Source organism: Acerihabitans sp. TG2 (assembly GCF_035013185.1).
Classification (GTDB): domain Bacteria; phylum Pseudomonadota; class Gammaproteobacteria; order Enterobacterales; family Enterobacteriaceae; genus Acerihabitans.
Genome location: NZ_JAYGJO010000057.1, coordinates 1 through 7,324, shown reverse-complemented (window position 1 = coordinate 7,324; position 7,324 = coordinate 1). Strand labels below are relative to the sequence as shown.

Here is a 7,324-nt window from a genome sequence, read left to right as displayed (position 1 = left end):
AAGTAAGCCTCCGGCAAGCGGCGACCAGACAAGGAGGCCCATCTTTTCCTCCCGGACTAAGGGTACCAATTCCCGCTCCACGTCACGTCCGGCAATAGAGTAATAAGCCTGAAGGGTCTCAAAACGTGTTGTATTACGTGCCTCACTCAGGCCAAGCGCTTTACCGAGCTTACCTGCGGCCCAGTTCGACACACCAACATAACGAACCAGCCCTTGCCGTGTGAGATCGTCAAGCGCGCGCAGCGTTTCCTCAACGGGCGTGACAGGATCGTTCGCATGAATCTGGTACAAATCAATGTGATCGACCTGAAGTCTTTCTAGGCTTCTCTGTACCGAATCCATAATATGCCCGCGTGATGCTCCCTGCGCGTTGGGCCCAGGCCCCATAACCCCACCTGTTTTTGTGGCAAGAACAATGTCGTTGCGTGCAATACCGAGCTCTTTTAGCGCGATCCCTGTAATACGTTCAGACTGACCGAAGGAATAAATATCGGCGGTATCGATAAAGTTAATCCCGCCGGCGAGCGCTCGCGCGATAATCTGATTTGCTTCGTCCTGTTCTACTGCGCCTATTGAGGACCACATGCCAGCATCATTGTTACCGCCCAACGTCATTGTGCCGAGACACATTTCTGAAACAAACAAGCCTGTACGCCCAAGTTGCTTATATTTCATTTAATTTACCTTTCCTCTTCACCAGTGACACCGCTTGCAGACCCAGGATCTGTACGCGACGTAATTCAACGACTCTATGAACTTATAGGTTGAAACTGGGAGGCAATATTTGCGACACGTGCGCCATATAGGCGTGCCGTTTCGAGATCGCCCGAGGACATCTCTTCAGGGGAAGCATCGGCGGGGGTTTGTGCCATGGGACCGATATTTGAGCCCATCCGATTCAAGTCATCACGCAATGAGGCCTTGGTATTCGAGGACTTAATATCCATGTTGACCCAGATACCACCGTGCTGACCGGCCAGCAAAAAGAAATAAGCCAGCGTATTCAGCTTGTCACCATTAATGCTCGCGCTATTCGTAAAGCCACCGAAAATCTTGTTAACCCATTTACCCTCAAACCAGGGTTTGGACGAGGCGTCTGCAAATTTTTTGAACTGCCAGCTCGGTCCACCCATGTAGGTTGGCGAACCGAATAGAATCACGTCTGCCGCGTTGAGCTTTGTCCATGCTTCTTCAGCAATGTTTCCTTCGGAGTCGATAGCCACGAGCGTGGCGCTGGCACCTTCAGCGACAGAGGCCGCCATCCGTTCTGTATGCCCATAGCCAGAGTGATAGACGACTACAGATTTAATCATTGAAAGGGTTTGAGTCATGATAATTTCCTTCAGCAAGTGTCTGCGCTGGATAACGCGGTGTGAAGACAGTCTATTAAGTATTACAGTAGCCATAAATAACCTAAAAATTAACGCACTGTTATCTGAATGAGGAACAATGAAAAATCTTGAGGCACTAATTATTTTCGCGCGAGTGGCAGAAATGAAGAGCTTTACCCAGGCAGCTGAAAGCCTTGGTATTCAGAAAGGACGTGCTTCAATGGTGGTGCGCGAGCTCGAACATGACGTAGGCGCTACGCTTTTGCACCGAACCACGCGGACCGTGCAGTTGACCGAAGATGGCCGCATTTTTTATTCGCGTGCACGAGACCTGCTGGCGGAAGCAGACGAACTGCAGTCAATGTTTTCACCTGGCGGAATGTCACTGCGAGGGCGTTTACGTGTTGATATGCCAGCTATTCTGGCACAAAGCGTCATTATTCCCGCACTACCGCAGCTACTGGATGCTCACCCGGAATTCGAACTTGAGCTTTCAAGTACTGACCGTCGTGTTGATCTGGTTCTGGAAGGATTTGATTGCGTAATTCGTCTGGGACCCATTGTTGATGAGACCCTGATTGCCCGACCGCTGGGAAAATTACGGATGATCAATGCGGCGAGTCCTGGCTATCTGAAACGCTTCGGTATGCCACAGACGATTGATGATCTTCTTAATCAAGGACACAGGATGGTTCATTACATGCGGAATTTTGGCACGAAACCTGACGGATGGGAATATCCGTCAGGTGATGGCTACAATTCGCTGATGTTACCCGGCACGATGACGGTCAACAGCGTACCGGCCTACCACGAAGCAGGACTGGCGGGTTTGGGTTTAATTCAGGGAGGTTATTCAGCGCTCGTACCCCATATCAAATGTGGCACATTGGTTGAAGTCCTTCCCAATCTGCGGCCCAAGCCACTAAATGCATCTTTCGTCGTCGCGCACCGGCGCAATCTGTCGCAACGAGTGAGGGCTTTTATGAATTGGATTGAGGAAGTGTTGAAACCTTATTTTGATAATGTCTGAGTGAACTAGTACAACGGAGGAGGTGAAAGCCTATGTATTGGACCTGTTCCCCATTGATTAACACAGCATGATGTTATAAATCTCGGCTTTGGCACAAAACTGCTCACGACAAGGACGTAGCGTAGCTTTGAGCGAGATATAGACTTTCATACCCTGAATGAAGGTTGTCATATAATAATGAAGCCATGAAGAACGGCGAGGCAGTTTGAGTTAAATTAAGCAGATTTCAAATCAATTAATCATAACATCCGGGCGGCGAATCGCCTCGTGCACCAACAGACTCCCTGAAATGGTATAGTTATCCTCCCGTAACAAGGAAAGGAAAAGTGAATGATTGTACGTACATGGCACGGCTGCGTTTCGCTGAAACATGCGGAAGGCTTTGCAAAACATCTTGAAAAAACGGGCGTTGAGCATTCAAGAAGCATTCGGGGTAACCGGGGAGCGTTAGTACACAGAGAAACACAGGGCAGCTGGGAGCATTTTTTCCTGGCGAACTGGCGAGCCTGTAAATTAAATTGTGTAATTGCCTGTTTTTGATATCGTTATCCGAACAACGGAGACAGGTAAATTATGGACGAGAAGAAACTTCAGGCACTTGCTACAGAACTGGCCAAAGGCATCAAGACTGAGGGTGATCTTAATCAGTTTTCACGCATGTTGACTAAGCTGTATTAGCTCAGACCTGATCTGACAGTTACCGGTTATTTATACAGGTGTTAGTCAGGTTACATCTGGTTTAAATTCTTCTCAGCCCAGATGCGTTTTCCATCAAGTAATGTTTCCATTGGCGTCCGGCCACAGCACATTTTCCCCTGATGGGTTCGCTCATTATTATAGTGAGCCAGCCACTCATCAAGATCTGATTGTAATGTATCAAGATCACCATACAGCTTTTTACGGAACGTTACCTGATAAAACTCGTTCAGTATCGTTTTATGGAACCGTTCGCAGATGCCATTGGTCTGCGGTGACATAGCTTTGGTTTTCGTGTGGTCAATGTCATTTATCGCCAGATAAAGCTGGTAGTCATGCTGTTCCACTTTGCCGCAGAACTCTGTTCCTCTGTCGGTCAGTATTCTCAGCATCGGCAACCCTTGAGACTCATAAAATGGCAGCACGCGGTCATTCAGTATGTCTGCTGCTGTAATCGGCGTTTTGGTGACGTACAGTTTGCAGTGAGCGACTTTTGAGTAGGTATCAACAAACGTCTGCTGGTAAATACGCCCGACGCCTTTCAGATTGCCAACATAGAACGTGTCCTGTGACCCCAGATAACCGGGATGAGCGGTTTCAATTTCACCACAGGCCTCGTCATCACTAGCTTTTCGTTCCAGCGCCGCTATCTGGGAATCAGCCAGTTCGATACCGTCACGGGCAACTTTTTCTTCCAGTGCTCTCAGGCGCTTTTTAAAGTTCTCAAGGTTGTGGCGCAACCAGACGGAACGAACACCACTTCCGGAGATAAAGACGCCTTGTTTACGTAACTCGTTACTGGTCCGGTGCTGACCGTAAGCCGGGAATGCGACAGCGTAATCAACAACAGCCTGTTCTGTTGCAACATCTGTACGGTTTTTAAGGTTGGGAGCACGGCGACTGCGGTTAATCAGCGCCTCCACGCCGCCTTCATCGGCCAGTTCGCGATAACGGTAAAACGTATCACGCGAGACGCCCATAATTTTGCAGGCTTTCGACACATTGCTGAGTTCTTCAGCCAGATTGAGCAAACCTGTTTTATGTTTGATGACGGGATTGGTAGTATGAAGCATGAGAGTTACCTCGTGTTTTGTATAAGGTTTCGACACCCATATCAAAACCGGTAACTCTCAACCTTTCAAGGTCATGTGTCAGATCAAGTCGCGACTAATACACTTAGCCGGTCAAAGGTCGCCTGTTTGTTGTTCTTTTCGTTCGATTTTGCCAATCTGCTCTGAGGATTCCGACATGATCACCTTTCATCAACTTACAGCCACCAGTCTGGGTGGCCAGCTTATCTCTATGACCGACTACGCGGGTAAGCTGGTTCTGGTGGTTAACACTGCCAGCCATTGTGGCTTCACGCCACAATACGCAGGCCTTGACGCGCTCTACAAGAAGTACACCGCCCAGGGCCTGGTCGTGCTTGGTTTCCCCTGCAACCAATTCGGTAAGCAGGAACCCGGAGACGCCGACGAAATCGCGCAGACCTGCCACATCAACTACGGTGTGAGCTTCCCGATGTTCGAGAAAGTGGAGGTCAACGGTGCCGCTACGCACCCGGTGTTTCGTTATCTGAAAGACGAATTGCCCGGCGTGCTGGGTGGACGGATAAAGTGGAATTTCACTAAATTCCTGATCGGACGGGACGGCAAACCGCTCAAGCGTTTTGCACCGTTCACCACCCCAGAGAAAATGGAAACCGTAATTCTTGCTGCACTTGAAATCTAAATGCTCCTGTCATTTGAACCGACCACATTTAGAGCGCTTCCGACAAACTGATTATGCCCGTGTGAGATTAACGTCCGTTCATCGCGCGTAGCAGGTATGACAACTCTTTTTTCTGGTGGCAAGCACAGACATCAGGTCCATTATTGCCATTAGCACAATGCCTTTGAGAAACAGACGGCCTCTTCTCTGCCTACGTATGGGCCATAATTCTCAATACGGACATACCCATTTTTCTCGTAAAAATTAACGGCCCGATGGTTGATCTGTCGGGTTTCCAGCCTCAGTTCGATATATCCCCTTTCTTTTGCGGAGGTTTCCAGAAAAGTGAGTAAAGCACTACCCACGCCTGGCACACTTCGGTCTGAAAACATTCTTTTAAGTTCGGCTATATTTTGCGTTAATGGCCGGATAGCGCCGCATCCTATCGCATCGCCTTGAGCATTCTTTGCCAATACCCATAACGCCTTGTCACCATTCATTGCATCAACAGTGAAATTGCTTTTGCCGTTATCACCCGTAATAGCGGCAAGTTCTGCTGACAGCATTTCGATTAATCGATGGGATTCTGAAGAAAATGGATCTGATTTCTCTACGGTTATCATGGCGATATCCTACAAAAAGACGATGACCAGCATAAAGTATCCTGCCTGGAAAAGCATCATCCCGAAGCGGGTGATGGGACAGCTCTGATTCCTGGCTATCCCGAAGATGCTATGCCCGTTGCCACTCACAGCAGTCCCATCGTGTTGCATCGACCCGTTGAACTCAAAGCCAGAAGCGGACGTAGCCCGTTGGAAGGCGTATCGGTGAACAGTACGGTCATTCTGGGTATGGCATATCGACCGGAATCAACGGCCCTTCTCAGTTCCAGCCCCTCCGCACAGGTAATGCGGAGGGTTAAGCGAATTAAGCAGGTACAGTAATCACGCCTTTCTCTGCAAACGTTCGGCATCAACCATCGCCTTCCACTGCTGAACAGATGGCCTTTCCTGCATTCGGTTATACCACTCACGCAAGGCTGCACACTCTGACGGTACGGGAAGCTTCACTAACGTAGAAAAGATCATCCCTCCGATTACCGCGATATCCGCCATTGAGAAAGTATCACCGGCAACATAAGGTTGCGTTTGCAGAACTCGGTCAAAGTAATGCATCCCCCTGACTGCCTTGTCGCGCATCCGGTTGCCCCACTCCGGATTCTGATACAGTTCAACCTCAGGTCCCAACCCTGGCGTGGCGTGATGGAAATACGTGCTTACTGCATCGAGGAACTCAATTTCAGCGCGCTTTGTCATCATATGAATGATGCCCTTATCTGCTGGAGTTGTACCGGTCAGGCTGCATGGCGCGTCAATCGCATCCAGATACTGCGTGATAGCCGTACACTCAGCGATGAGCATACCGTCATCAAGCTCCAGAACAGGCAGCGTGCCTGAATAGTTGATGGCGAGGAATTCGTTTTTTTTATGCTCACCAGTCCATAAGTTAACAGGGACAAATTCTGTTTTGGAAAGCATCCCTTTCTCGGCAAGCGCGATACGTACACGTGCAGGATAGGGGCCGTCATACCAGTCATAGATTTTCATCGGGTGGAGTTCCTTAACTTCTGTGAGTAAAAGTTCATAAGTGAAAAGTGATAACTACCTACCACTTGGTAGTTTTGTGGTTGAGAATGAACCTGCTTTTGACGGATGTCAACATCTACCTATCAGTTGGCAGGTTACTTCCGCACCTGTATAGTGACGTCCTGAACGTTTAAGAAAGAGGCTAAGATGAGCGTAAATGCACGGGAAGCAATACTGGCCGAGGCGAAGTGTGCGGCTCAGAAACACGGGTATAACGGGATAAACTTTCGCAGTATTGCAACGAAGGTGGGCATTAAAAATGCCAGTATCTATTACCACTTTGCCAGTAAGGCGAAGCTTGGCGCTGCAGTTGCTCACCGCTACTGGCAGGATACTGCTCAGCATCTGGAGTCAATACGCAATACGAGTGCCAGCAGCGGTGAAGCCTTGAAGAGTTATCCCGGCATTTTCCGTAAATCTCTTGAAAACGATAACAGGCTGTGTTTGTCCAGCTTCATGGCTGCTGAATATGAAGATCTGCCTGAAGAAGTTAAGGCCGAAGTGCAGGCTTTTGTTGATGCCAACGTCGTGTGGCTGAGCCAAATGCTTAGTGAGAAAGGTGGAGGCGATTCTGAGGCTTACAAAAAGCATGCTCTGGCTATTTATACAGCCGTTGCGGGCGCTCAGCTGATAGCGCGTACCCGTCAGAACATTGAATTGTTTGACGAACTGATGGTGACATATCAGCAGGCAGGGCTGATCCCGATCATCTAGGCGACCCCGTCCCTAATTCTGTGTAATTGCCACCCTATTAAATGTGACCGTTCAGTCGGTCACCGAACTCAATAATAAAACGACTCATCGCCAGCCGCCAGTTTTGGATCGGCATACTCCATTTTTTCGATGCCGACTGTATCGCAAGATAAATCACTTTGCGTACCGAGTCATCCGTCGGGAACACTTTGCGTTTT

The 7,324-nt window shown here is 48.9% G+C and carries 8 protein-coding genes and 1 pseudogene; 4 read left to right on the top strand and 5 right to left on the bottom strand.

Annotated features, from left to right (window positions below; all coding sequences use genetic code 11):
* Positions 1–675: aldo/keto reductase (locus tag SJI19_RS24170; protein ID WP_323480790.1), on the bottom strand; the 675-nt coding region annotated here is incomplete at its 3' end.
* Between the two features lie 74 nt (positions 676–749).
* Positions 750–1,313, bottom strand: coding sequence for a flavodoxin family protein (locus SJI19_RS24165; protein ID WP_323480791.1), 564 nt, complete (start codon positions 1,311–1,313; stop codon positions 750–752).
* A gap of 136 nt (positions 1,314–1,449) precedes the next feature.
* Here SJI19_RS24165 and SJI19_RS24160 point away from each other — a divergent pair, with 136 nt between their 5' ends.
* Together SJI19_RS24160 and SJI19_RS24155 are read left to right on the top strand one after the other, a co-directional pair.
* The gene (locus SJI19_RS24160; RefSeq protein ID WP_323480789.1) at positions 1,450–2,361 is read left to right on the top strand and encodes a LysR family transcriptional regulator; all 912 of its coding nucleotides are present in this window, start codon (positions 1,450–1,452) and stop codon (positions 2,359–2,361) included.
* Between the two features lie 330 nt (positions 2,362–2,691).
* Positions 2,692–2,862, top strand: a pseudogene (locus SJI19_RS24155) (hypothetical protein); the annotation flags it as partial.
* Positions 2,863–3,089: 227 nt separating this feature from the next.
* Here SJI19_RS24155 and SJI19_RS24150 read toward each other — a convergent pair.
* Positions 3,090–4,130, bottom strand: a complete 1,041-nt coding sequence (locus tag SJI19_RS24150) for an IS481 family transposase (protein WP_323480788.1) — start codon at positions 4,128–4,130, stop codon at positions 3,090–3,092.
* 175 nt (positions 4,131–4,305) lie between these two features.
* Here SJI19_RS24150 and SJI19_RS24145 point away from each other — a divergent pair, with 175 nt between their 5' ends.
* Entirely contained in the window at positions 4,306–4,788 is a 483-nt protein-coding gene (locus SJI19_RS24145; RefSeq protein WP_323480787.1) for a glutathione peroxidase, read from the top strand.
* Positions 4,789–4,937: 149 nt separating this feature from the next.
* Here the strand turns inward: SJI19_RS24145 and SJI19_RS24140 are convergent, their stop codons facing one another.
* The gene (locus SJI19_RS24140; RefSeq protein ID WP_323480786.1) at positions 4,938–5,390 is read right to left on the bottom strand and encodes a GNAT family N-acetyltransferase; all 453 of its coding nucleotides are present in this window, start codon (positions 5,388–5,390) and stop codon (positions 4,938–4,940) included.
* A gap of 321 nt (positions 5,391–5,711) precedes the next feature.
* Complete coding sequence (locus SJI19_RS24135) at positions 5,712–6,374, bottom strand: glutathione S-transferase (protein ID WP_323480785.1); 663 nt, start codon at positions 6,372–6,374, stop codon at positions 5,712–5,714.
* Between the two features lie 186 nt (positions 6,375–6,560).
* On the opposite strand from SJI19_RS24135, the gene SJI19_RS24130 reads away from it, so the two are divergent.
* A complete protein-coding gene (locus SJI19_RS24130; protein WP_323480784.1) occupies positions 6,561–7,127 on the top strand; it encodes a TetR/AcrR family transcriptional regulator in 567 nt (188 codons plus the stop codon).
* The last annotated feature ends 197 nt before the right edge of the window (positions 7,128–7,324 follow it).